22 protein-coding genes and 1 tRNA gene are annotated in these 21,229 nt (G+C 67.5%); 10 read left to right on the plus strand and 13 right to left on the minus strand.

All coding sequences use genetic code 11. The annotated features are described in order from the left end of the window. Positions 1-40 precede the first annotated feature (40 nt). The 3 genes from LI337_RS07590 to LI337_RS07600 all read left to right on the plus strand — a co-directional run bounded on the left by LI337_RS07590 (position 41) and on the right by LI337_RS07600 (position 3,990). On the plus strand, positions 41-1,387 hold the full coding sequence (locus tag LI337_RS07590; protein ID WP_227229201.1) for an O-acetylhomoserine aminocarboxypropyltransferase/cysteine synthase family protein: 1,347 nt from the start codon (positions 41-43) through the stop codon (positions 1,385-1,387). Beyond that, complete coding sequence (gene metX / locus LI337_RS07595) at positions 1,384-2,595, plus strand: homoserine O-acetyltransferase MetX (RefSeq protein ID WP_227229202.1); 1,212 nt, start codon at positions 1,384-1,386, stop codon at positions 2,593-2,595. Before LI337_RS07590 ends, metX begins: the two co-directional genes overlap by 4 nt. A 96-nt stretch (positions 2,596-2,691) precedes the next feature. Continuing rightward, positions 2,692-3,990, plus strand: coding sequence for an O-acetylhomoserine aminocarboxypropyltransferase/cysteine synthase family protein (locus tag LI337_RS07600; protein ID WP_227229203.1), 1,299 nt, complete (start codon positions 2,692-2,694; stop codon positions 3,988-3,990). Between the two features lie 28 nt (positions 3,991-4,018). Here the strand turns inward: LI337_RS07600 and LI337_RS07605 are convergent, their stop codons facing one another. The 3 genes from LI337_RS07605 to trpY form a co-directional block, all read right to left on the minus strand. After that, positions 4,019-4,219, minus strand: a complete 201-nt coding sequence (locus LI337_RS07605; protein WP_227229204.1) for a hypothetical protein — start codon at positions 4,217-4,219, stop codon at positions 4,019-4,021. A 66-nt stretch (positions 4,220-4,285) separates the two neighbouring features. Further along, positions 4,286-4,915 carry an IMPACT family protein gene (locus LI337_RS07610; protein ID WP_227229205.1) on the minus strand — a complete coding sequence of 210 codons (630 nt, stop codon included), beginning with the start codon at positions 4,913-4,915 and terminating at the stop codon, positions 4,286-4,288. A gap of 49 nt (positions 4,916-4,964) precedes the next feature. Continuing rightward, positions 4,965-5,468, minus strand: a complete 504-nt coding sequence (trpY, locus tag LI337_RS07615) for a TrpY family transcription regulator (protein WP_227229206.1) — start codon at positions 5,466-5,468, stop codon at positions 4,965-4,967. Positions 5,469-5,590: 122 nt separating this feature from the next. Here trpY and LI337_RS07620 point away from each other — a divergent pair, with 122 nt between their 5' ends. Beyond that, positions 5,591-6,421, plus strand: coding sequence for a hypothetical protein (locus tag LI337_RS07620; RefSeq protein ID WP_227229207.1), 831 nt, complete (start codon positions 5,591-5,593; stop codon positions 6,419-6,421). A gap of 31 nt (positions 6,422-6,452) precedes the next feature. On the opposite strand, the gene hisB is transcribed toward LI337_RS07620, so the two are convergent. Next, on the minus strand, positions 6,453-7,037 hold the full coding sequence (gene hisB / locus LI337_RS07625; RefSeq protein ID WP_227229208.1) for an imidazoleglycerol-phosphate dehydratase HisB: 585 nt from the start codon (positions 7,035-7,037) through the stop codon (positions 6,453-6,455). Between the two features lie 132 nt (positions 7,038-7,169). On the opposite strand from hisB, the gene LI337_RS07630 reads away from it, so the two are divergent. Together LI337_RS07630 and LI337_RS07635 are read left to right on the plus strand one after the other, a co-directional pair. Then, positions 7,170-7,382, plus strand: coding sequence for a hypothetical protein (locus LI337_RS07630; protein WP_227229209.1), 213 nt, complete (start codon positions 7,170-7,172; stop codon positions 7,380-7,382). Continuing rightward, a complete protein-coding gene (locus LI337_RS07635) occupies positions 7,379-7,546 on the plus strand; it encodes a hypothetical protein (RefSeq protein ID WP_227229210.1) in 168 nt (55 codons plus the stop codon). The genes LI337_RS07630 and LI337_RS07635 overlap by 4 nt, the downstream gene beginning before the upstream one ends. Before the next feature lie 15 nt (positions 7,547-7,561). Here the strand turns inward: LI337_RS07635 and hisA are convergent, their stop codons facing one another. The 4 genes from hisA to LI337_RS07655 all read right to left on the minus strand — a co-directional run bounded on the left by hisA (position 7,562) and on the right by LI337_RS07655 (position 11,257). After that, entirely contained in the window at positions 7,562-8,284 is a 723-nt protein-coding gene (gene hisA / locus LI337_RS07640) for a 1-(5-phosphoribosyl)-5-[(5-phosphoribosylamino)methylideneamino]imidazole-4-carboxamide isomerase (RefSeq protein ID WP_227229211.1), read from the minus strand. A gap of 741 nt (positions 8,285-9,025) precedes the next feature. Further along, the gene (gene ftsZ / locus LI337_RS07645) at positions 9,026-10,192 is read right to left on the minus strand and encodes a cell division protein FtsZ (RefSeq protein WP_227229212.1); all 1,167 of its coding nucleotides are present in this window, start codon (positions 10,190-10,192) and stop codon (positions 9,026-9,028) included. A 2-nt stretch (positions 10,193-10,194) separates the two neighbouring features. Further along, on the minus strand, positions 10,195-10,377 hold the full coding sequence (locus LI337_RS07650) for a ribbon-helix-helix domain-containing protein (RefSeq protein ID WP_227229213.1): 183 nt from the start codon (positions 10,375-10,377) through the stop codon (positions 10,195-10,197). Between the two features lie 247 nt (positions 10,378-10,624). After that, positions 10,625-11,257 (minus strand): CopG family transcriptional regulator, encoded by a 633-nt coding sequence (locus tag LI337_RS07655; protein WP_227229214.1) that lies wholly within the window; start codon positions 11,255-11,257, stop codon positions 10,625-10,627. A 182-nt stretch (positions 11,258-11,439) separates the two neighbouring features. Between LI337_RS07655 and LI337_RS07660 the strand changes: the two genes are divergently transcribed. Continuing rightward, a tRNA-Tyr gene (locus LI337_RS07660) sits at positions 11,440-11,513 on the plus strand. A gap of 110 nt (positions 11,514-11,623) precedes the next feature. After that, the gene (locus LI337_RS07665; RefSeq protein WP_227229215.1) at positions 11,624-12,232 is read left to right on the plus strand and encodes a translation initiation factor IF-2 subunit beta; all 609 of its coding nucleotides are present in this window, start codon (positions 11,624-11,626) and stop codon (positions 12,230-12,232) included. Between the two features lie 52 nt (positions 12,233-12,284). Here LI337_RS07665 and LI337_RS07670 read toward each other — a convergent pair whose 3' ends face one another. Beyond that, positions 12,285-13,139 (minus strand): class I SAM-dependent methyltransferase, encoded by an 855-nt coding sequence (locus LI337_RS07670; RefSeq protein ID WP_227229216.1) that lies wholly within the window; start codon positions 13,137-13,139, stop codon positions 12,285-12,287. Continuing rightward, complete coding sequence (locus tag LI337_RS07675; RefSeq protein WP_227229217.1) at positions 13,140-13,967, minus strand: deoxyribonuclease IV; 828 nt, start codon at positions 13,965-13,967, stop codon at positions 13,140-13,142. A 238-nt stretch (positions 13,968-14,205) separates the two neighbouring features. Between LI337_RS07675 and LI337_RS07680 the strand changes: the two genes are divergently transcribed. Next, on the plus strand, positions 14,206-14,748 hold the full coding sequence (locus LI337_RS07680) for a redoxin domain-containing protein (RefSeq protein WP_227229218.1): 543 nt from the start codon (positions 14,206-14,208) through the stop codon (positions 14,746-14,748). Positions 14,749-14,936: 188 nt separating this feature from the next. Here LI337_RS07680 and LI337_RS07685 read toward each other — a convergent pair whose 3' ends face one another. Both LI337_RS07685 and LI337_RS07690 read right to left on the minus strand, forming a co-directional pair. Then, on the minus strand, positions 14,937-15,581 hold the full coding sequence (locus LI337_RS07685) for a DUF7095 family protein (RefSeq protein WP_227229219.1): 645 nt from the start codon (positions 15,579-15,581) through the stop codon (positions 14,937-14,939). A 935-nt stretch (positions 15,582-16,516) separates the two neighbouring features. After that, entirely contained in the window at positions 16,517-16,969 is a 453-nt protein-coding gene (locus LI337_RS07690) for a DUF4442 domain-containing protein (protein ID WP_227229220.1), read from the minus strand. A gap of 86 nt (positions 16,970-17,055) precedes the next feature. Between LI337_RS07690 and ncsA the strand changes: the two genes are divergently transcribed. Further along, positions 17,056-18,024 (plus strand): tRNA 2-thiolation protein NcsA, encoded by a 969-nt coding sequence (ncsA, locus tag LI337_RS07695; RefSeq protein ID WP_227229221.1) that lies wholly within the window; start codon positions 17,056-17,058, stop codon positions 18,022-18,024. Positions 18,025-18,968: 944 nt separating this feature from the next. On the opposite strand, the gene LI337_RS07700 is transcribed toward ncsA, so the two are convergent. Further along, positions 18,969-21,158, minus strand: a complete 2,190-nt coding sequence (locus LI337_RS07700; RefSeq protein ID WP_227229222.1) for a DUF7997 domain-containing protein — start codon at positions 21,156-21,158, stop codon at positions 18,969-18,971. Between the last annotated feature and the right edge of the window lie 71 nt (positions 21,159-21,229).

The following is a 21,229-nucleotide window of genomic DNA, read 5'->3' on the forward strand; positions in this document are numbered from 1 at the left end:
CTGGGAGTTATATCCGACTGGAGATATATGCACGAGACACATGAGACGAGGCTTCAACACCCGAAGTCTACACGCCGGGCAGGACCCCGACCCCGCCACCGGGTCGCGCGCCCCGCCGATCTACCAGACCACCTCCTACGTCTTCGAGGACGCCGACTACGCCGCCGACCTCTACGCCCTCGAAGCGGACGGCGACATCTACTCGCGCATCTCGAACCCGACCGTCCGACAGTTGGAAGTCAGACTGGCGGACCTCTCGGGCGGGACCGGCGCGGTCGCCACGGCCTCCGGGATGGCCGCACTCGACGCCGCGACGACCGTCCTCGCCGAGGTCGGCGACAACGTCGTCGCCTCGGCCGACATGTACGGCGGGACGCAGACCTACTTCGAGAAGATGGCGACGCGCCGGGGCATCGAGACCCGCATCGTCGACACGCTCGACTACGACGCCTACGCCGACGCCATCGACGCCGACACCGCGTTCGTCCACGCCGAGACGCTGGCGAACCCCTCGCTCGTCACGCCGGACTTCGAGCGACTCGCCGAGGTCGCCCACGCGCAGGGCGCACCGCTGTTCGTCGACAACACCTTCGCCACGCCCTACCTCTGTCGGCCGCTGGAACACGGGGCCGACCTCGTCTGGGAGTCCACGACGAAGTGGATCCACGGCCACGGCACCACCATCGGCGGCGCGCTGATCGACGGCGGGTCGTTCCCGTGGGAACAGGCCGACTACCCCGAGGTCGCCGGCGACAACCCGGCGTACCACGACGTGGACTTCTCGGAGCGCTTTCCGGACGCCCCGCTCGCGGCGGCCGCGCGCTTCCGGTCGGTCCGGAGTCTCGGCAACGGCCAGTCGCCCTTCGACGCCTGGCAGACGATGCAGGGCCTGGAGACGCTCCCCCTGCGGATGGACCGCCACTGCGAGAACGCCCACCTCGTCGCCGAGTTCCTCCGAGACCACGAGGACGTGGCGTGGGTCACCTACCCCGGACTGGACGACCACCCGACCCACGAGAACGCCGCCGAATATCTCGCGGACTTCGGCGGGATGCTCACCTTCGGCCTCGACGGCGGCTACGACGCCGGCCGGCGACTGTGTGAGGAGACGGACCTCGCCAGTTTCCTCGCCAACGTCGGCGACGCGAAGACACTGATCATCCACCCGGCGTCGACCACCCACGCGCAACTCTCGCCCAACCAGCAGCGCGAGGCGGGCGTCCAGCCAGACATGCTCCGCCTGTCGGTCGGCATCGAGAGCGCGGAGGACGTGATCGCCGACCTCCGGCAGGGTATCGCGTCGGCGACCGACAGCGACGGTCCAGCGGGCGTGGCCGGCGGGACCGAAAGCACCACGGGGGACGCGCCCGACGACACGACAACATGACGACCCGCGACAGCGCCGACCTCGGCGCGTTCACCTTCGAGTGCGGGCAGGCCATCGACGACCTCCGGGTCGCCTACGAGACCTACGGCGAGTTCGACGGCGACAACGCGGTCCTCGTCTGTCACGCCCTGACCGGGAGCCAGCACGTCGCCGGGTTCGCGGGCGGCGGGAGCGAGACGAGTGGACAGGCCCGCGCGTGGTGGAACGACATCGTCGGCCCGGGGAAGGCCATCGACACGAACGACTACTACGTGGTCTGTGCGAACGTCCCCGGTTCCTGTTACGGCACCAGCGGTCCCGCCAGCGAGGGTCCGGACGGCGATCCCTACGGGACCGACTTCCCGCCGGTGACGGTCGGCGACTGGAGTCGCGCACAGCGCCGCCTGCTCGATCACCTCGGCGTCGGTCGTCTCCGCGCGGTCGTCGGGGGGAGCGTCGGCGGGATGAACGTCCTCGACTGGGCGGCCCGCTACCCGGACGACGCCGACCTGATCGTCCCGGTCGCCACCGCCGCGCGACTCGACCCGCAGTGTCTCGCCATCGACGCCATCGCCCGGCGAGCGATCACCACCGACCCGAACTGGCAGGGCGGGGCGTACTACGGCACCGGCGAGACACCGGACGACGGACTCGCGCTGGCCCGCCAACTCGGGCACGTGATGTACCTCTCGAAGGCGTCGATGGCGGACAAGTTCGGCCGGCGCTCGGCCGGGCGGGACGCCATCAGGGACACGTTCCCCTCCGATCCGGCGGCGGGCTTCTTCCCGTACCGCGACGTGGAGTCGTACCTCGACTACAACGCCGAGCGCTTCGTGGAGCGCTTCGACGCCAACAGCTACCTCTATCTGACGCGAGCGATGGACGACTTCGACCTCTCGGAGGGGTACGAGTCGGACGCCGACGCACTCGCCGCCTTCGAGGGCGAGGCGCTGGTGATGTCCTTCACGGGCGACTGGCACTTCACGACCGACCAAGCAGAGGAGTTGGCCGAGGCGTTCCGGACCTCGGACGTGGGTGTCGCCCACCACGTGATCGACTCGGACCACGGCCACGACGCCTTCCTCGTCGAACCGGAGAAGGTCGGCCCGCCACTGCGTGACTTCCTCGATTCGGGACTCGCCGGGCGGTCGGTGACCGACACGGTGGAGAGCGACGAGGACGACGAGAGCGACTTCGCGCCGGTCCACAACAGTCTGTTCTCGGGGTGAGCGTCAGCATCAGACGGCGGTCACCTCGCGTCACGGCTGTCGGCAGAACCTGCACAGGACGACTACCTTTACCCGCAGCGACGCCGAAGCCCGCGTATGGCAGACGACGACGAGCAACCGGGATTCGCCACACGCAGTCTCCACGCCGGACAGGAACCGGACCCCGCCACCGGAGCGCGGGCACCACCCATCTACCAGACGACCTCCTACGTCTTCGACGACGCGGAGGACGCCGCGAAGCAGTTCGCCTTAGAGAAGGAGGGCCACATCTACTCGCGGCTGATGAACCCGACCGTCGGGATGTTGCAGGAGCGACTCGCCTCGCTCGAAGGCGGCATCGGCGCGGCCGCGACCGCCTCCGGGATGGCCTCCTTCGACCTCGCCAACTTCCTGCTGGCCGAAGCGGGCGACAACATCGTCTCCTCCTCGTCGCTGTACGGCGGCACCTACACCTACCTCACCCACACCGTCGAGCGCCGGGGCGTCTCGACGCGGTTCGTGGACACCCTGGACTACGACGCCTACGCCGAGGCAATCGACGAGGACACCGCCTACGTCCACTTAGAGACCATCGGCAACCCCGCCTTGGTCACGCCGGACATCCAGCAGATCGCCGACATCGCCCACGAACACGGGACGCCGCTGTTCGTGGACAACACCTTCGCCACCCCGTACCTCTGCCGCCCGCTCGAACACGGCGCGGACCTCGTCTGGGACTCCACGACGAAGTGGCTCACCGGGTCCGGGTCGACGGTCGGCGGCGCACTCATCGACGGCGGGTCGTTCCCGTGGGCGGAGTACGCCGACGACTACCCCGAGATCGCCAAGCCGAACCCGGCCTACCACGGCGTCAACTTCGAGGAGCGGTTCGGCCAGGCCGCGTTCACCTACGCCGCCATCGCCCGCGGCCTGCGTGACCTCGGAAACAGCCAGTCGCCGTTCGACGCGTGGGTCACCCTCCAGAAACTGGAGTCGCTCCCGATGCGGATGGAGCGTCACTGTGCGAACGCGCAGGTCGTCGCGGAGTTCCTCGAGGACCACCCGCAGGTCGCGTGGGTCGACTACCCCGGCCTGGCGTCCCACGAGACGCACGCGGAGGCCTCCGAGTACCTCGACGGCGGCTACGGCGGCATGATCGCCTTCGGACTCGCCGGCGGCTACGAGGCCGCGAAGGGGACCGTCGAGGGCGTCGAACTCGCCTCGCTGCTGGCGAACGTCGGCGACGCGAAGACGCTCGTCATCCACCCCGCCTCGACCACCCACCAGCAGTTGACCGACGAGGAGAAGCAGGCGGCCGGCGTCACCGACGACATGGTGCGCCTGTCGGTCGGCATCGAGGACGCCGACGACATCGTCGCCGATCTGGATCAGGCGATCACGGCGGCGTCGCGGTAACGCCACCCTCACTCGCTTCTGCGGCCGGTCACCGCTCCAGCATGAGTTCGTAAGCGAGTCCGAAGACGAACAGTCCCAGCGTCGTCTCGACGAACGGGTCGGCGTGGAGCAGGAGACACTCCAGCGAGACGTTCATCCGCTCGCCACTCGGCAAGACGCAGAGAACCGAGAAGGCGAGACCGGCAGCCGCGAGGGCCGTACGGACGAGTCGCGTGAGGAATCCGAACACGACGCGAGGTGGTCCCGGCTTCCGGCATAAACGTCCGGACGTGGGAGCCGGGTCGTGCCGCCTCGCTCAGTCGAGTTCGACACGCCCGCTCGTCGCACTCCGGAGGCGGTCCCGGAGGGCGTCGGCCTCGGCGACCGGCACGCGCACGGCGAACGACACGTCGGACTCGTAGCTGGCTTCGAACTCGACGCCTTCACTCTCCAAGATGCCGCGGACCGTCCCGGAGTCGTCGTACTCGCAGGTCGCCGTGAACCGCTCGTGGGGGACTTCCTCGACGACGCCGGCCGCGTCGACCGCCTCTTTCACGGCCCGTGAGTAGGCTCGCGCGAGACCGCCGACGCCGAGGTTGGTCCCGCCGTAGTAGCGCGTGACGACCACCGCGAGATTTCTGAGATCGCGCTGCTGGAGGACGTTCAGCGCGGGCTTGCCGGCGGAACCGGTCGGTTCGCCGTCGTCCGACGCGTACTCGCGGAGCATCACGTCGCCGGGCGCGCGGTCGGCCGATGGCTCGCCTGCGGGGACGCGGTACGCGGGGACGTTGTGGGTCGCGTCGGGGTGTGCCTCGCGGATCTCGGCGACGAACGCCTCGGCCGCCTCGACGGTGTCGACCGGTGCGACGTAGCCGACGAACTCGGAGCCCTGGACCTCGAAGCGTGCCTCGGCGCGGCCGGCGACGGTGTGGAATGTGTCGGTCATGCTGTGGGTGGCAGTGGGTCGGGGGCGGAGTCGGGAAGCGGCGGACGAGTCACGACAGTTCGACCGACCGGACGAAGTCGAGATCGACGAGTGCGTTCAGCAGGTCGCCCGGGAGCGGTTCGTCGGTGATGACGTACAGTTTGGGGTCGTCGGTGAACTCCGGGTCCTCGCTGATCGTCTGGCGGATCGAGATGTCGTAGTCGGCGATCAGCGTCGTGACCTGTGCGACGATGCCCGGTTCGTCGGCGTCGGCGACGCCCACGGTGAGGACGGTGAGGTCGAGCACCGGCGCGAGGTCCATCAGACTCGGGATCGCGGAGATGTTCCGGAAGATGCGCGTCAACTCGGGGTCGTCGAGGATGGCGTCGGTCGTCGAGTCCACGACCCGGCGGTCCACGCCGATCTCGCGGGCGATGCCGGTGTTGGGGATCTCGATCCCCCCGGAGACGACCCGGCCGTCCTCGTTCACCGAGAAGCCGCGTTCGAGCAAGAGACGGATGACCGCCTGCTGGCTCGGGCTCCCCTCGAACTTCTCCATGATCTCGTCGAACATTCGTCCTGGGCTGGGACCGTCGGGAACTTAGCACTGTGGTTGCCGGTGGCTCCACGAGAGAGGTGCCGGGGACCCACGGCACGACGGGAAGTTTCAACTACGGTCCGCCTGCATCGAGTCGTATGCCCGAACTCCAGTCCTGCTACTTCTGTGGCGAGATCGGCGACGCGCTGACCGCCGTCGACGTGGTGCCCGCCGCCCTCGCCGACGAGTCCACCCAGCGGACGGTCGTCGTCTGCTCGACCTGCCAGCGAAAGCTCGACGCCGTGCTCGCTCCCCTCCGAGACCTCGCCACCGCAGGCGCGACTGGCGAGGCCGACGTGGACGACGACACGACAGCGGAGCACACCGCACCGACCGAGGAGGACGCGGCCGGAACAGCCGAGGTCGGCGAGCCGAACGACGCCGACGGCACCATCGACGCCGAGAGTCCCCTCGCGCCGACGGACCACGTCGACGAGTCGACAGACGACACCGGGTCGGGCGGCATAACCTTCGCGGACGCCGCCGGGGCGTCGGACGACGCGACCGACGAGCAGGGCGACGGTATCGAGTTCTCGGGCAGTGCCGACACTGCAGACGACGAAGCCGACGACACCCGCCTCGGTGGTACCGACGGCGACTCCGACGCCGCGCTCGGTAGCGAAGACGAGGCCGCGGCCGACGAGACGGAGACACCGAGCGACGACTCCTCCGAGGACTCGCAGACAGCGAGCGAGGAAGCGTCTCCCGGCGACGCCGCCGCAGACGCACCCAGAGACGACCCGCCGACCGGCTACCGGAAGGTCGTCAGACTGCTTCAGAATCGGGAGTTCCCGGTCGAGCGCGAGTCGTTCGTCGACCTGGCGTCGAACGCCTACGAACTGGAGGAGTCGACCGTGTCGGCGTCGCTGGATCGACTGGTCGAGCGCGGGGCGCTGGTGGAGTCCGACGGGCAGTTGCAGAAACCCTGAGTAGCAGAGGCCACCCGCGCGCCGGTCCGCCTCAGAGATCGCCTTTCGTACTCGGGGTGTCCGACCGGCGCTCGTCCAGTCGGGTCGCGTCGTCCAGCGTTCTGGCGAGACCCTTGAACAGCGCCTCGACCTCGTGGTGGGCGTTCTCGCCCGTCACCTCGGCGTGGAGCGTCAGGCCGGCGTTCGTCGCCAGCGAGCGCGCGAAGTGCTTGCCCATGTGACTCGTGAACTCGCCGACGCGTTCCTGTGAGAACTCGCCCTCGAAGTGGAAACTCGGACGGCCCGAGACGTCCACGACGACCGAGGCGACCGCCTCGTCCAGCGGGACGCGCCGGTCTGCGAAGCGGCGGATGCCACGCTTGTCGCCGAGTGCCTCGTCGAACGCCTCGCCGAGGACGATCGCCACGTCCTCGACCGTGTGGTGGTCGTCGACGTGGAGGTCGCCGTCACACTCGACGGTGAGGTCGAACAGGCCGTGCTTGGCGAAGGCGGTGAGCATGTGGTCGAAGAAGCCGATGCCGGTGTCGACGCGGGCGTCGCCGTCGCCGTCCACGTCGAGCGTCAGGTCGATTGCCGTCTCGCTCGTCTCGCGCGACACGGCGGCCGTCCGGTCCATACCGCCTCTCCTCGCTCCCGGCCCATGACGGTTGCGCTCCCCTCGGCCGTCTCGTTGGCGCTCGCTCCGGCAGTCGCACGTCCGACAGCCGTCTGCCGTGGTTTCATGCGAACAGTTGTCGTATCGGGTGGTATGACCGTCAGCACCGATCTCCTGGCGATCAGCAGTCTCGCCGGTGGCGTCCTGCTGTGTTCCTCAGCGACGGTCGTCGGCGTCGCGCTCGGGCTTCCGGCGCTCGCACTCGGAGTCTGTCTGGTCGTGGTCTCGCTCGTCGACCGCGCCCGCCGGTACGCCGGCGGCCACGCCGAGTCGGGCCACGGCACCGACTCGGGGGGACTCCCGTGATCCTGACGAGCGTGAAGACGGCGGCGTTGACCGTCTACACGTTCCTCGTCGGTGGCCTGCTCGTCGCCTCGCAGTCGCCCGGCGCGATGGTGCTCGGTGTCGGTCTCTGTTGTGTCGTCGCGCTGGTACTCATCCGGGGACTGGGAACGACCGCGACGAACTGAGTCGGCTGCGGTCGTTCAGGCGTCCATCGCCTCGCGGAGCGTGAACCGGCCCTCGTAGAGTGCGGTGCCGACGACGACCGCGCTCGCGCCGGCCTCGCGGAGCGCCCGCACGTCGTCGACCGAGGCGACCCCGCCACTGGCGATCACGGGAATCTCGACCGCCTCGACCAGTCGCTCGACGCCTTCGGTTCTGACGCCCGCGAGTCGTCCCTCCACGTCGACGTCGGTGAAGAGGATGCCACCCGCGCCGAGGTCCTCGTAGCGCTCGGCGGCCTCGGCCGGGTCGAGACCGGTGCCCTCAGTCCACCCGGAGACGACGACCTCGCCGTCTTTCGCGTCGAGGCTCACGACCACGCTGTCGGGGTGGACCTCGCTGATCTCGGCGACGATCTCGGGCGTCTCGACGGCGGCGGTCCCGAGGATCACGCGGTCCACGCCCCGGTCGAGGAGGTCGATGGCGTCCTCGGCCGTCCGGATACCCCCGCCGAGTTGGATCGGCACGTCGACCGCCTCGCGGATGGCCTCGACTGCGGGCGCGTTCTCGCGTTCGCCCTCGAAGGCACCGTCGAGGTCCACGAGGTGGAGGCTCTGTGCGCCCTCGGCGATCCAGCGTTCGGCGGCCTCGACCGGGTCGCCGTAGCGTTTCTCCGTCCCGCGTTCACCCTGCACGAGTTGGACGACCTCGCCGTCTTGCATATCGACGGCGGGGACGACCTCGAACTCCGGAAAGTGGCTCATACTGGTGGTGGGACCGGTGTGGTGGTGAAGACTACGATTGTGGCTGGATCGGGGGGTCGGTGCTCGACTGTGGTGACTACTGTCGGGAGAGAAATGGATTCACAGACCGGAACTGCGACAGCACCGCAAACCGCGACAGCACCAGCAACGCTACTCGATCCGGTACAAACGGAATATTCGACCGCGACAGCACAGCACCTCAATCCTCCCCAGCCTCGGCTCGCTCTCCGCACCGCCCGCGAGCCTCCCTCGCACGTCTGGCGAGAGACACGCTCGCGCTGATCCGACTGGTCCACCGCGAGTTGCACGATGCGTCGCAGAATCCACCGGGTGGGACTGAAAGGGGCCGACCGCTCGACCCATCCCCGACGCCGGTAGCACCGGAGGGAAGGCGAGCCGGCTTGCCGGCTCGCCTGACTGAGGAGCGCCCCAAGTCGCGGATGGTCGAGCGGTCGGGGGCTTTCACCTCTCGTCGTCCGCGACTGATTCAGCAGAACCCACATCGTACGGGGGCTTTCACTCCTCGGTGTCTGCGACCCACTCGGCAGAATCAATCTCTCACGGGAGCTTTCGCCCCTCGTCGTCGCCACCCGATTGGACCGACTCAATCGAATCTTCGCAAACGTCGTACTCGTCAGACACGTCTCACAGATCGACCACACAAAAAGAACCGGCGTCGTCGGCGTCGTAGTCGTCGAAGCCGCCGAAACCGCATCGTCGGCACACCGCGACCGGACAGCCCTAGCGGATCACGTCGAGGCCGTTGTTCTGCTCGACCTCTTCGCGACCGCCGTCGGACTGCCACGAGTTCGCGTTCTGTTTCGCGTCGAACTCCGAGTCAGCAGATTCGATGCTCTGGCGGGACTTGTCGGCCTGCTTCTGGGTGCTCGGGCCGAGTACCTGCGCGGACTGGACGCCCGTCATGATCGCCATGACGCGCACCTTGCCCTTGTACTCGTCCTGGATCCGTGCGCCCCAGATCACGTTGGCGCTGGCCTCCAGTCGCTCGGTGATGTTGTCCGCGATGCCCTCGGCCTCTTTCAGCGTGAGGTCCGGGCCACCCGTGATGTGGACGAGACCGCCGGATGCGCCCCGGTAGTCCACGTCCAGCAGTGGGTGGTTCATCGCGTCGTTCACCACTTCCTGCGTCTTGTTCTTGTCCTGTGTCTCCCCGACGAGCATCACCGCCACGCCACCCTGGTTCATGATGGTGGACATGTCGGCGTAGTCGAGGTTGATCAGGCTCGGCTGGGTGATCGTCTCCGAGATCCCCTTGACGGTCTCGGCGATGATCTGGTCCATCACCGAGAACGCCTTCCCGATGGGCAGGTTCGGGACGTAGTCGAGCAGGCGGTTGTTGTCGAGGACGATGATCGAGTCGGCCTCGTTGCGAAGCTTCTCGAGACCTTCCTCGGCTTTCACCGTCCGGGCGCGCTCGACGTTGAACGGCGTCGAGACCATCCCGACGACGATCGCACCCTGCTCTTTGGCGATCTTGGAGACGACCGGCGCGGCGCCGGTCCCGGTCCCGCCACCCATCCCGGCGGTGACGAAGACCAGGTCGGCGTTGCCGATGACCTCCTTGACCGTCCCCTGTGCCATCTCCGTGGCGCGCTCCCCCATCGAGGGGTCGCCACCGGCACCCAGCCCCTGCGTGAGCGACTTGCCGACCAGGATCTTCGTGTCGGCTTCGATCATCTTCAGGTGCTGTTTGTCGGTGTTGATGGCGATCGTCTCCGCGCCTTCCACACCGATGTTGTAGAGCCGGTTGATCGTGTTGTTGCCGGCACCACCACAGCCGACGATGACGATTCGGGGGTCCCCGAACTCGTCGTCGTCCATGTCCGCGTTCATCTCCCGCTTCTCGGCTTCCGCGTTGTCGAGGGCGTCCTGCACGATATCCTGCATCGTTACACCTTGGCCCAGCTACGCTTCGTGCCGTTGTTCGACTCGCGGTTCTCCCGCTGTTCGTTGAGCATCTCGCGGACTGCCGAGCGGATGGCTTCCGAGCGATTCGGGAACTCTCCCGTCTCCACCATCTGTTCGACCTCCTCGATCTGCTGCTTCGGAATCCGTAGTGTCACACGCTCCATGGTTTGCATTCCCCCGGTAAGACGGTACGACGGACGCGCCGTGTCGCGCCGGGTGACCCGACACGCGCGTTCCGTGCGACCGTCGTACACACCGAAACCGCACGACGTGAGAGGGCTATCCCACGCGGCCCCGGTCTGTAAGACGACCGTCTTACGCGACCGTAATCACAGACTGACGGGTTATAAAGATTACGGCGGTCGTAAGACAATCGTCCGATTCCGGCGTTTGCGGACGTTTCGAGACTGTTTACGACCGTTCTAGCACGTCGGCCGCCGGCGTCCGGCGGCCACACCCCGGGCAGAAGGCCCAGTCAGAGCGCAGTTCGTCGCCGCAGTCACAGAAGACTCGGTGGGTCGCCTTCTCGCCGCAGTTCGGGCAGTAGACGTGCTCTGCACCCATGTTTTCGCCACACTGCCCACACGTCTTACGCGCCGATTCGGGGTCGTTCTTCGGCCGCTCGTCGTCGTTTGCAGGACGTGTCTTACGCGACTCGGCGTCGGTCGTCTGCTCGACGGACGCGTCGGCGTTCTGTGCGGAGACGCCGTCGAGCGAGACGTTTACTGTGAACTCAGGGCTCTGCCGCGCCGGGTGACCGACCGGAGCCTCCCGCGCGTCCAGTCGCTCGGCGAGCAGTTCGTCGATACGGTCGGACAGCACCGCGTCGAGACTGCCCGGGTGTGGCTCCTCGGCAGTGGTCGCGTCGGTCGTCCCGGGCGTGCCGGTCCCACCGGTCGTGTCGGTCGGAGTCGACTCGCTCGGGCCACGCTCCGCGTCGAGGTACGCGCGCAGTGCCTCGCGCATCACCTCGCTCTTGGAGGCGTCGAACTCCTCCAGACGGCGGACGAGGTCGTCGTCCGCTCGGAACGTGATCTTGCTCATCGTCCGACGCATCTGCGTCTGGGTATTTTAATCTTCCTGCCGTGTCTGACGCCTGTCTGTCGAACCGTCGCCGAGGTGGGCTGGCTCCGGTGAGTCGGCCCACGGCGGGAGTGTCACACCGAACCACGCCGACGGCGAAGGGAAATTCTTAAACACACATCGTGTCCTACGTAGGAGTGCGACCGGGTTTAGCTCAGCCTGGCAGAGCAGCCGACTGTAGATCGGCTTGCCCCCCGTTCAAATCGGGGAACCCGGACTCGCGGTGTCACACGCACCGTCTTCTCCCGATTTCCCCCACCACGACCGCAGAGACCGTGGTGTATCGTTTCACGGAACTGCTTTACGGCTCCCCCGCCCAGTCGGCGTATGGACTACGAAGCGAGCCTCGACAGGGCGCTCGACGAGGTGCCGGACCTCGGCGGTTCAGACGAGCGTCTCGTCGTCCCCGACGCTCAGGCACAGAAAGACGGCGCGTTCACACGACTGACGAACCTCTCGGCCATCGCCGACGCACTGGCCCGCGATCCCGAACACCTCCACCGGTCGATCCAGCGCGAACTCGGGACGAACGGCCAGTACGAGGACGGTCGTGCGCGCTACAACGGGAACTTCTCCGGGAGCGACTTCGACGCCACCGTCCGGAGCTACATGGACGAGTACGTCCTCTGTTCGGAGTGTGGCCTGCCGGACACCCGCCTCGTCACCGAGGGGCGCAACCAGATGCTCCGGTGTGACGCCTGCGGGGCGTTCCGCCCGGTCGCCAAGCGCAGTTCCAGCAGCCAGCGCACCGAGCGCCCGGACGTCGAGGAGGGGCGCACCTACGAGGTCAAGATCACCGGCACCGGCCGCAAGGGCGACGGTGTCGCCGAGAAGGGCAAGTACACCATCTTCGTCCCCGGCGCACAGGAGGGCGACGTGGTACAGATCTACATCGAGAACATCTCCGGCACGCTCGCGTTCGCCAAACTCGTCTGATCCGGTTCTCGCAGGCTGTTTTCGCGGAGCGACCACGTCCGACAGCGACGCCTCACCCCCCGACGCGACCGACCGTCACCTCGAACGGGACGACCTCGACGCGGCGGTAGTCGCCGTCGGCCATCTGTCCGACGACCTCGCGGCCCATCTCCCGCCACTCCCGACGGAGGGCGTCGAACTCCGACGACGTGAGCTGTCGCCGGAGTTCGGTCTCGTGGCGATCCAACCCCTCGCCGGTCGCCTTCTGTCTCGCGCTCTCGACGTGGTGTTCGTCGTAGGGTGGCTCGACACGCTTCTCGTGGTAGTAGGTGCGCGTCCGCACGTCCGACAGCCCTGTCTCACGGAAGCGTCGGGCGACCGTCTCGCCGAGTGCCACGTCGGTCTCGACGCCCGCGAGGTACGCCTCGCGGACCTGCGACTCCAGCGTGACCTCCCTGTCGACCGTCGAGTCGACACCCACCTCGGCGTTGTTCGGTTCGACGGCCGCGACGAGATCACTGGAGACGCGGGCGAACTCCCGGAGTGCTGGAGTCGGATCGGGCAGGTTGACCAACAGTGCCTGACAGACGACGAGGTCGGCACAGTCGTCGCGGAGTGGGAGGCGCGTCGCGTCGCCCGCGACCGGGGAGAAGTCCGGCGAGTCGGCACCTCCGAATTCGTCGTCGCTCTCGTCGTCACCCCCACCGAGTTCCTCGCGCGCGACGGCCAGCAGGTCGGTGTCGGCGTCGACGCCGACGACCTCGGCCTCCGACTCCTCGCGCAACACACCGGAGAGTTCGCCGGTGCCACAGCCGACGTCGACGATCCGGTCTCGGCTATCGAGCGCGAGATCGGCGAGCGCCGCGCGGGAGTCGGCCCACATCCCCGCGCGGGTGCGGGCGAGATACTCGGCCGAGAATCTGCGCATCTAGGCGTGCCACTCGCGGACGCGGTCGATGTTCCACGCGAAACTCTTACCGTCCTCGGTCGGCGTCTCCAGGACGAGCGGAACGTCCACGAGGTCCGGATGCGTGAGGAACGCGCGCATCCCGTCCTCGCCGATCAATCCCTCGCCGATGTGGGCGTGTTCGTCCTTGTTGGTGCCACAGGCGTGTTTCGAGTCGTTCAGGTGGATGCACTCGAGGTGGTCGAGGCCGACGACCTCGTCGAACGCCCGGACCGTCTCCTCGACACCCTCCGGGGTCGAGAGGTCGTAGCCCGCCGCGAAGGCGTGGGCCGTGTCGAGACAGACGTCGAGATCCTGCTGGCTCTCCTCGAGGACGGTGGCGAGATGTTCGAAGTCGCCGCCGAGTTTCGTCCCACTGCCGGCGTCGGACTCGATCAGGACGGTCACGCCGTCCGGCACGTCGAGTTCGTCCAGCGCGGAGACGGCGTTCGACAGGCCACCCTCGACGCCCGCGCCGGTGTGTGCGCCGAGGTGGACGTTGACGTAGCTGATGTCGAGTTTGTCGGCGGCGTCGACCTCCTGCTGCATCGAGTCGATCGACTTCTCGCGCAGGCCGTCTTTCGGCGTACAGAGGTTGACGAGGTACGACGAGTGGATGACCCACGGCCCGTCGAGCGAGTCGGCGGTGCCCTCGCGGAAGCGCTCGGCCTCCTCGTCGCCGATGTTCGGGTCCTGCCAGACCTGCGGTGAGTGGGTGAATATCTGTCCGCAGTTCCCGCCCACGTCGAGTTGGTTCTCGACCGCGTTGTCGACCCCGCCAGCGATGGATACGTGTGCTCCGACGCGCATACCGGGGGAATGTGGGTGGTCGGCAAAGGCGCTTCGCTCTCGGGCGTGTCGGCATCGGGTCGGTGTGGCTCGATCGCCGCGCAGTCGGTGTAATACGCCGGTACGCCGCCGAGACGTATCAGTTCGACTTCCGTGTCAGGTGTCGTCGTGTGTCGTGGCCGTATCCGTGGTATCGAGTATCACACGCTCGGCACATCAGCGTCCAAACACATATTATCGCGCCGACCGAGGTGGGAGTATGACCGAGTCAGCCGGCCTCGCGGTCGGTGAGACCGCACCGGAGTTCACCGCCCCGCTGGTGCACCCGGACGGCACGACCACCGACACCCCGCTCTCGGAGTTGCTCGCGGAGCGGCCCGTCCTGTTGTCGTTCTACACCGTCGACTTCAGCCCGGACTGCATCGAGGAGTGGTGTTCGTTCCGCGACTTCGACTGGTTCGCCAGCGGCGAGCAGGTGTCGGTCGTGGGCATCAGCAAGTCCGGTCCACGGCTCCACCGCTCCTTTATCGACCGCCTCGATCTGGGCTTCCCGCTGTACTCCGATCCGAACCTCGACGTGGCGAAGGCCTTCGGCGTGGACTACCGCGCGTTCAAACTGTTCTCGCGGTCGCGCCGGTCCTGCTTCCTGATCGACACCGACCGGACGATCCGCTACCGCTGGGTCGGCGAGCACTGGCTCGACCCGACGCGGGACACCCCGCCCGTGGGCGAGATTCACGACGCCATCCGCGAGGAACTGGGCGACCCCGACACCGAGCAGTTCGGCATGGGTGGCTTCTGACGTTGCTCGTCTCGGCGGGCGGACCACCTCGGCAAGAGGCCGAGGTGTCCGTTCAGACCACCCCGGCATGAGGCCGAGGTGTCCGTTCAGACCACCCCGGCATGAGGCCGAGGTGTCCTCTCAGACCACCCCGGTAAGAGGCCGGGCTGTCCTCTCAGACCACCCCGGCATGAGGCCGGGCTGTCCTCTCAGACCACGTCGCCTCTGACGGTCGTCCCGGTCTGTTCGGCGCGGTAGGCGCGCATCGCGTCGGCCGCGTCGCTCGCCTCGCCTTCCTCGACGCCGAGCATCTCCAGTGCGCCCGAGAGCGTCGGGAACGGGAGTTCGCCGCCGCGTAGTTTCTCGAAGGACTCCTCGGCGACCTGTCCGTCGGCCCAGAGTTGGACGCCACGGGGATCGAGAATCTGCTCGTAGCGGTCGCGGGTCAGCGCGCCCTTCAGTCGCTGGGTCACGTTGTCGTCGAAACTCGCGTTGCAGACTTCGAGGTGGATCGGTTCGTCCTCGTCCAGCAGGTGCGCGGCGAGACAGCGCTCGGGTGCGGCGTGGCCGTTGTCGTTCGCCCGGACGTACTCGGGGTACTGCTCGGCCCACTCGGCGCGGACCGACCGACCGACGCCCTTCACGCCGAGTTCGCGCTCGAAGCGCTCGGCCGCCTCGCCGTCGCCTCGCAGGAGGATGTCTTTGGTGACGTACACGTCGAGGCGGTCGATGGGATCGAGGCCGAGTGCCACGTCGCCGTAGACCCACACCTCGCGGATCGGGACCGGCAGGGTGTCGGACTCGACGGTCTCGATCAACTGCGCTACGCGGTCGAGGGCGGCGTCACGGTCCATACGGGTGGTGGGTGGTGGGTGGGGAAAACGGTTTCCGACGATACTCGGAGGGATACGTTTTCGATGTGGATTCTGGTGGCTCGGTCGTCGGCACGAACTCGGTCGAATCGGTCGTGGAGAAATCGGTCGAATCGGTCGTGAACAACTCAGTCGAATCGGTTACAGACAACGAGGGGTGAAAGCCCCCGACCGCTCGACCCGCCGCGACTTGGTGCGCGCTTCCCTCACGAGGGCGCGTCGCTTCGCTCCGCGCCCTCGTTCAGTCCAGTGCTACCGGCGTCGGGGCGGGGTCGAGCGGTCGGCCCCTTTCAGTCCCACCCGGAATTTGGCGACCCATCGTGTCGTCACTAGTCGTCACCCGGAATCACGTCGAGATTTGGAACCCGGTTCTCTCGTAGTCCCCACACCTCCCCGACTGCTGAGCGACCGACCTGCGAGCAGGCCCTCGCTGTCGCTCGGACACTGCTCGGTGTCGGTCGCCACCAGATCGCGTCCTGTCGGGGTTCCGGAATCGGCCGGAACGGGTGACGAACGGGCTGTCTGTGAGTGGGATAAAAGTGTCCGAGTTTTTTATAAACCCCGAGTTGCATGCGATTCGGCTCACAAATCGGCGCGCGCGAGGAACGTGCGCGAGGGAGGGGACCGGGCAGTGCGGAGAGGTCCCCGAGGCTGGGGAGGATCGAGGTGCGGTGCTGTCGCGGATGCGGTGGCGGGTGCGGTGCGGGGCTGTGCTGTCGCGGTCGTCTCGTCGGTGTGCTAGCAATCGTAGCGGTGCTGGTGCTGTCGCGGTTCACGGTGCGGTTCCCTGCGCTAGCAATCGTCGCGGTGCTGTCGCGGTCTGCGGTACTGTCGACGTAGCAGTCAGAGTCACAGTCCCAGCCAGCAGTCACCCCACCACGATCCCACCACACCGAGTATCACGAGTATCACGAGTATCACGAATCACGCCGAACGTACAGCGTCTTCTCGCAGGTCGCGTGCACAACACCATCCTCGTCGACCACCTCCACCTCGTACACCCGGTCCATCGACTCCCCGCGATCCAGCGAGGTCCGAATCTCCCGAATCTCGCTCGTCGTCAGTCGAAAGTCGGCGTACAGCGTCGACTCGCCGGGCTTCCGGAACTCGATCTCGGCGGACTTGTCCCAGACGGTGAACGCCGACCCCAGCCGACGCTTCAGCATCACCATGTAGATCGGATCGACCGCGCCGTAGATGCTCCCGCCGAAGGTGGTGCCGACGAGGTTCCGGGTGCGCCAGTTGCGCGGGATCACGACCTGCACGCGCGACCAGTCCTCGGCGATGTACCGGACGCGAGCGCCGGTGCCGCGATAGGCCGGAAAGCGGTTGAAGACGTGTCGCCAGAGGCGGGTCCGGAGGGATTCCATGCGGGCACTGCTCGCGGTCGCCGGAAAACCACACCGATCTGTCGAAGGCGAAACCGTCATGCCCGCCGGCGGGCAACGCCGGGGTGATGGAGTGCGACAAGTGCGGCCGCGACGCGGTGATGCACGCCGGCTACTCCGGGGCACACCTCTGTGGCGACCACTTCTGTGCCACCGTCGAGAAGCGTGTCCGCCGACGAATCCGCGAGGACTCGCTCCTCCCGGACGACGCCACGCCCGACGACCCGGTGACGTGGGTGATCGGCCTCTCCGGCGGGAAGGACAGCGTCGTCCTCACCGAGATTCTGGCGGACACCTTCGGCCGAGACCCCTGCGTCGAACTGATCGCGCTGTCGATCCACGAGGGTATCGAGGGCTACCGCGACGAGTCGCTCGACGCCTCGAAGGAACTCACGGCCGATCTGGACATCCACCACGAGGTCGTCACCTACGAGGAGGACCTGGGCGTCCGGATGGACGACGTGGTGGAGAAGGACCCCGAGAACATGGCCGCCTGCGCCTACTGCGGCGTCTTCCGCCGGGACCTCTTGGAGAGCTACGCCGAGGAACTCGGCGCGGACCTCCTGCTCACGGGTCACAACCTCGACGACGAGGCCGAGACCGCGCTGATGAACGTACTGGAGGGCGACGTGAAACAGATCGCCAAGCACTTCGACGCGAGTCTCGGCCCGATGGACGAACGCGCCGAGACCGAGCACTTCGTCCCGCGGGCCAAGCCCCTGCGGGACGTGCCGGAGAAGGAGGTGGCGCTGTTCGCCCACCTGCAGGATCTGCCGGCCCACATCACCGAGTGTCCCCACGCCAGCGAAGCGTATCGCGGCGAGGTGCAGGAGGTGATGCTCGGGTTGGAGGAGAACCATCCCGGCACGCGCCACTCGATCATGGCCGGCTACGAGGAACTGGCCGAACTGGCGGCGAGTCGGTACGGCGAAGATTCCGACGGGAGCGACCTCGGTGAGTGTGAACGCTGTGGCTCGACGACGGGGCGGGACGTCTGTCGGAAGTGTCGGCTGATCGAAGCTGTCGAAGCTGTGTGAGACGTGTTGGTTTTTGATCGGGAGACGGTCGGTGGATGCTGTCGAACCGTCGACTGCGACTGAGACTGCGACTGCACCGCGAACCGCGACCGTGACTGCTACGTCGACAGCACCGCAGACAGCGACAGCACCGCGACGATTGCTAGCGCGGGGAACCGCACCCGCACCGCGACTGTTAGTAGCGCATCTACCAGCGGAACCGCGACCGCACCCGCACAGCACCGCAATCGCACGAGCCACGAACCCCCAACCGACTGCGTGACTCACGGGAGCGCGCCCACGAGGGGCGCGCTCGGTTGCGTTACTCGTCCCTCGCGTGCGCGTCGGGGTCGCGCACGCGCCGACCGCACCGCAACAGCACTGCCAACTCTCCACCACAACTCACGACACACTTACCAGTCGCATGGGCTGGCGCGACCTCTGTGTCGCGCCGACGGTCGCAGGGAGGCGTTCACGCTGAAACCGACTGGTCCACCGGGAGTTGCGTGCGCCTTCACAAACTCGGGTGGGACTGAAAGGGGCCGGCGGTCTCGTGAGGGAACCGAACGAGACGTTGGAGAGCTTTGCTCTCCAGTACTCTCGACTGGTCCCCGACGCCGGTAGCAGAGCGAGACCTCCGGTCTCGCCAGCAGTCGGGCGACTCCCGTGTCGCCCGACGACACGGGACTGAACGAGGGCGCGGAGCGAAGCGACGCGCCCTCGTGAGGGAAGCGCGTGGTTCGAGAGACGCCGAGGGCGTCTCTCGTCATCACGAGAGAGCTTCGCTCTCTCGAACGACACCAAGTCGCGGACCATCGAGAGCGCGGGGGCTTTCACCTCTCGTTGTCCGCGACTCACTCAGCAGAAATTGCGTCTCACGGGGGCTTTCACCCCACGTTGTCAACAACTATCTCGACCGAGTTCACCGGAGAGTCGTGTTTTCCGACTCCAGAGACTCGAAAGTCCTAGTCGTCCGCCAAAGCTTCCACACTGTCGACATCCAACAACCCGTCCGCATCCAACCGCGCCACCGTCGCAAGTCGAAGCGCGTGCGGCCAGCCCAGCGGGGTCGCGCTGTCCGGCGTCCCGTCGTCGAAGAACTGCTCGGGGAGATACCCCCCGGCGGTCGAGAGCGCCCCGCCGACCGACACGAGCGAGAGCAGGTGGCGAGCGCGCTCGGCGAATCGCTCGGCACGCGGGTCGTCGTGTTCGGCCAACAATCCAGCGAGCTCTGCGGCCGCGTTCGCACCCCACGCGGTCGAGACGGTCCAGACCTTCTCCCGACCCTGCGTGCGAGTCCGCCAGTCGTCGCCCTCGAACCGGATCAGGCCTTCTATCTCTGGGGTCTCGCGGTGCAGACCCTCGATGGTCGTCTCGACGTGCGAGACGAGTCGGTCCAGTCGCTCTGAATCCACACTACGCGTCGCGTCCGACTCGTCGTACGCCCGGTGCGCACCGACCAGCGCGAGCGTCGAGGAGTCCAGCCTGTCGTCGAGCGCGGACTCGTCGTCCGCACCGGCGGTCGCGTGGTCCTGATCCGGCGGGGCCTCGGGGTCGTGTTCCCGGAGGGCGAAGACGCCGCGTTCCGGCACCCACAGGTCGTCGACCGCGTCGTACACCGACTCCGCACTCTCGGTAGCCTGCTCACGCGCTGCTCCCGAGACCGGCGCGTCGGCCAGTCGGGCGTAGGCGTCGAGGAACGTCGCGGTCGTGTGGGCGAACCGACCGGTCATGTTCTCCCAGGCGTTCTGGCAGGTGATCGGCCGGCCGTCCTCGGCGAGCGTCTCGTCCAAGCCAGCCAGCGCGTCGGCGAGCGTCTCCCGAATCTCGCCGTCGAGGTCGGCGTCGAGATCGTCACCCCGCTCCGCGAGCAGTTCCGCGAGGAAGCCCACCACGCTGCCGGTCTGGTCCGCCTGGTAGTCCACGTCGTCGCCGGCCTCCAGCCGACCGTGTGCCCACCCCGGCGCGAGACGCCCGTCCCGTGCCCAGACGCGGTGGGGCCACGAGCCGTCTGCACACTGCGTTCGGCAGTACATCCGGGCGCTCCGGGCGTGCCAGTCCGCCAGGGCGAGGTCGTAGGTCGCGTCCGCCGAGAGCAGGAACCGGGAGATCTCGCCGTCGTCGCGGAACCAGGTGTAGCCGTAGCCGCCGGAGTAGACGTAGAAGGGGTCGAAGTCCGGCCCGGCGATGCGGAGACCGGTCTCGGCAGAGAGCAGCGAGACGACCCGCAGATCCGGGACGGCGGTGTCCGGGACGTCGTCCTCGCTCGCCCGCCGGAGTACGTCGCTCCGGGCGTTCTCGGCGGCGGTGACCAGCGCGTCCGTGTCGTGGTGCGCGTCGGCCAGCGCGGTCAGTCGACCCAGCGCGGCCTCCCGACCCGTCTCGGTCGCGTCGGTCGGGAGCGTGACCAGCGTGGCACCGCCCGACTCGACTGGGACCTCGCCGACCAGATCACCACTCAGCCGACCCTCCTCGTAGCGACCCTCGGTCAGCGGTCGTGGGAGGTCGACGGCGTCCGGTCCCAGCACCTCCTCGAACCGGATCGGCACGCGCCCCTGCAGATCGGCGAAGCCGGTCGCACTCCCGAAGAAGTCGTGTTCGTCGGCGTGGAACACCTCGCACGCGTCGTCGTGTCGGAGCTGACCCAACTGGGTCTCCTGTCGGTCCGGCGCGAAGCCGACGTAGGCGATCAGCGTCGGCTTGGTCCCGTCGTCGCCGGCCGTCAGTCCGTCGCAGTCGAAGTGTGTCAGGTGCGCGTCGTCGAGCGTCAGATCGTACTGGACGACCTCGCCGTCGCCCGCGCGGTGGCGCGTGACGACCATCGCGGTGTCGGCGTGGTACGACTGCTCGACCGTCTCCCAGTCGTCGAGCCACGTCACGTGCGGGTCGTCGGAGTCCGCCTCGCCCGGGTCGGCATCGCTCGTCTCGACTGGCTCACTCGAATCCGCGACACACAGCCCGAACCGGGAGCGTTCGATCCCGTTCAGCCCGGAGAGTGGATAGCCGAAGTCCCGCACCCGCCCGTCGGAGTCGACGTGGACCAGTCGCCCCGCGTCGCCCGCGAACAACCCCCGTGTCGTCCGCCGCTCGCCGGGGAACCGTGCCGCCTCCCCACGATGGCGTTTGTAGTCGTTCAACGCGTCGCGCAGTTGCATTGCCTGTGGCGATGAATCGCCCCGTCATAAAATTTGGTGTAATTGTAGTTCACAGCTCGCCGGAAGGGGAA

Source organism: Salinirubrum litoreum, from assembly GCF_020567425.1.
In the GTDB taxonomy this organism is placed as follows: Archaea; Halobacteriota; Halobacteria; order Halobacteriales; family Haloferacaceae; genus Salinirubrum; species Salinirubrum litoreum.